The organism is Collinsella sp. (assembly GCF_052346665.1).
Classification (GTDB): Bacteria; Actinomycetota; Coriobacteriia; order Coriobacteriales; family Coriobacteriaceae; genus Collinsella.
In genome coordinates, this window is record NZ_DAWDUX010000052.1 from 1 (window position 1) to 3,303 (window position 3,303).

The 3,303-nt window shown below is 61.7% G+C and carries 2 protein-coding genes and 1 pseudogene; all 3 read left to right on the forward strand.

The features are described from left to right. A pseudogene (locus ACT8II_RS08620) lies at positions 1-1,197 on the forward strand (chromosome segregation protein SMC); the annotation flags it as partial. Beyond that, positions 1,197-2,114 (forward strand): signal recognition particle-docking protein FtsY, encoded by a 918-nt coding sequence (gene ftsY / locus ACT8II_RS08625; RefSeq protein WP_294158529.1) that lies wholly within the window; start codon positions 1,197-1,199, stop codon positions 2,112-2,114. The pseudogene ACT8II_RS08620 and the gene ftsY, both read left to right, overlap by 1 nt. A gap of 152 nt (positions 2,115-2,266) precedes the next feature. Then, positions 2,267-3,303 (forward strand): signal recognition particle protein (locus ACT8II_RS08630; protein ID WP_443813815.1); only part of this gene is annotated, 1,037 nt, incomplete at its 3' end.

Below are 3,303 nucleotides of genomic sequence, written 5' to 3' on the forward strand. Positions count from 1 at the left end.
CAGATCGACGAGGCACAAGACGACCTCGAGCGCGTACGCCGAGATGACGCCGAGGCCGGTTCGAAGCTCGCAGACGCCAAGGTGCGTTTGGCCCGCGCAAGCGAGCGCGTGAAGAGCCTCTCGGCACGTGCTCCCGAACTCGAGCGTAGACTTGAGGGTATAGACCGTCGTATTCGCGGCACCGAGCAGTCTGCCCGCTCCCTTGAGGTTCTCCGTTTGCGCGTCGATCCCCTGCATGACCGGTATCAAGCGCTTTCAGAGCGTGCCATGGACTGGGCGGCGCGCCTGCGAGACCGTGCATCGCTGGAGGAGGCCGATTCGGCGTCGCTCAAGCGCACGATCGAAGATGCCAAGTGCGAGGTCTCGCGCGCGAAGGTCGAAGTCGATTTGGCCACCGCCGCGGTGAATGAGGCGAAGGTGTCTCGTGGCAAGCTCGAGGTGCAAGTCGAGGCGGCCGTACGTGCCATCACCGCCGATGGCACCACGGTCTTGGAGGAGGCGTTGCAGCTCCCCGCGCCCGATGACCGTGCCGCCGCCGAGCGCGAGCTCAACGACCTTGTTCGCCAGATCAACAACCTCGGTCCGGTCAATCAGGTCGCGATGGAGGAGTACGAGACGCTCAAGACGCGCGCCGACTACATCGCCCGTCAACTCGAGGATCTTGAGGGTGCCCGCAAGGCGCTCACCAAGATCACGGCGGCAATCGATCGCAAAATGCGCACGAGCTTCCTCACCACCTTCGAGAAGGTCGACGAGAACTTCCGCGAGGTATTCGAAATGCTCTTCCCGGGTGGACAGGCTCATCTGGAGATGACCGATCCCGAGCACCCTGCCGAGACCGGTATCGAAGTCGTCGCGCAGCCACGGGGTAAGCGCATCACGAAGATGATGCTCATGAGCGGCGGCGAGAAGTCGTTGACTGCGCTTGCGCTCCTCTTTGCCGTCTACCGCACTCGTACGGTGCCGTTCTACGTTCTTGACGAGGTCGAGGCCGCCTTGGACGATTCGAATCTCTCCAAGCTCATCGGTGCCATCGACTACCTGCGTACGTCGACGCAGCTGCTCGTCATCTCGCATCAACGTCGCACCATGGAGGACGCCGACGTGTTGTATGGTGTCTCCATGCAGGCCGACGGCGTAAGCCGTGTGGTCAGCCAGAAACTCGATCGAGAAACCGGAAAGGTCGTGAATGCATAATGGGTCTCTTCGATTCCCTCAAGCGCGGTCTCGAGCGTAGCCGCGAGGCCTTGAATGAGGTCTTTTATTTCGGCGGCGAGGTGGACGAGAGCTTTTGGGAGGAGCTTGAGGACACCCTCGTCATGGGTGACATGGGTGGCGAGATTGCGATGCGCGTCACGGATGATTTGCGCGAGACCGCTGCTCGGAAGAATTTGAAGACCGCCGAGCAACTCCGTGGGGCGCTCGCTGAGCGGCTCAGCGAGTTTTTCGTCGAGCCCGCGTTGGATATCTTTGACGATACCCCCAGCTGCGTCCTATTTGTCGGCATCAACGGCGCCGGCAAGACCACGACGGTCGGGAAAATCGCGAGTGCGGAGGCGCATGCCGGCAAAAATGTGGTTATTGGCAGCGCCGACACGTTCCGAGCAGCCGCCATCGAGCAGCTCGATGTGTGGGGGCAGCGCGCAGGGGTTCCGGTTATCAAGCGCGATCGCGGCTCCGATCCCGCGAGTGTGTGCTACGACGTTCTCGATGAGGCCGACAAGCGCGGCAGTGACCTGGTGCTCATCGACACCGCCGGCCGTTTGCACTCGAGCCCCGAGCTCATGCGCGAGCTCGCCAAGGTCGTGAAAGTGACCCGCAAGCGCGCCGAGGCGTGCAGCTCTGGCCCCATGCCCGTCCATGTGGTGCTTGTAATCGATTCCGCTACCGGCCAAAACGGCCTTTCCCAGGCCCAGGAATTCAACGAGTCGCTCGGGCTGGACGGTATCATCATGACCAAGCTTGACGGCACGGCGAAGGGCGGCATCGCATTGGCCGTTGCCGAGCAGCTCAAGCTTCCCATCTACCGCATCGGCGTGGGCGAACAAGTCGAGGACCTCCAGCGCTTCGACGCGCGCGCCTTCTGTCGCGCCCTGGTGGGACTGGAAGATTAGGTTAACGAATCCCCGCGTCTTCCCCTGATGGGCACCTTGCCGCTCAGCTGCGAGCTTACGTACGTTAGTACGCTGCGCTCTTGCTTCGTGGCAATCTGCTCCATCAGGAAAAGACGTCTCAGTACTTGTTAGAGCTAGAAAGAGAGAGATACATGGCTGCATTTGGTTCGTTGTCCGACCGCCTCGCCGATACATTCGACCGCTTGCGCGGTAAGGGCAAACTCACTGAGGCCGATATCAACGTGGCCATGCGTGAAATTCGCATGGCACTGCTCGAGGCGGACGTCAACTACCGCGTGGTGAAGGACTTCGTCACGCGCACGAAGGAGCGCTGCCTCACTGCCGAGGTCATGGAGTCGCTCACGCCTGCGCAGAACGTCGTCAAGATCGTGCTCGATGAGCTCACCGAGCTGCTGGGCGGCACCGAGAGCAAACTCGTGCTCTCCAGCCGCATTCCGAACGTGATTATGCTCGTCGGACTTCAGGGTTCCGGTAAGACCACGGCGGCCGTTAAACTCGCCTACATGCTTAAAAAGCAGGGCAAGAGCCCTCTGCTCGCCGCGTGCGACGTCTATCGTCCCGCCGCCGCCGACCAGCTGGCGACCCTCGGCGGTGAAATCGGCGTGCCCGTCTTCCGTGGGGACGGTGTTCATCCCGTCGAGATCGCCCGTGCTTCCATTCGCGAGGCGGTCGACACCATGCGCGATGTGGTCATCGTCGACACCGCCGGTCGCCTGCAAATCGACGAGCAGATGATGCAGGAAGCCGTCGACATCAAGCGTGCGGTCAAGCCCGACCAGGTTCTCATGGTGGTCGACGCCATGACCGGCCAGGACATCGTCAACGTGGTCTCCACCTTCGCGGAGCGCACTGACTTCGACGGTGTCATTATCTCCAAGCTCGACGGTGACGCCCGCGGCGGTGGAGCCCTCTCCGTGCGTGAGGTGACTGGCAAGCCCATCAAGTTCGTCTCCATGGGCGAGAAGCCTGATTCCCTCGAGGTGTTCAACCCCGAGCGCATGGCAAAGCGCATCCTCGGCATGGGCGACGTCATTGGAATTATAGAGAAGGCTCAGGAGGCCGCAACGGCCGAGCAGCTCGCATCTGCGGAGCGCATGCTTCGTGACGGCTTCACCATGGATGACATGCTCGAGCAGATGAAGGCCGTCAAGAAGATGGGCGGCATGAA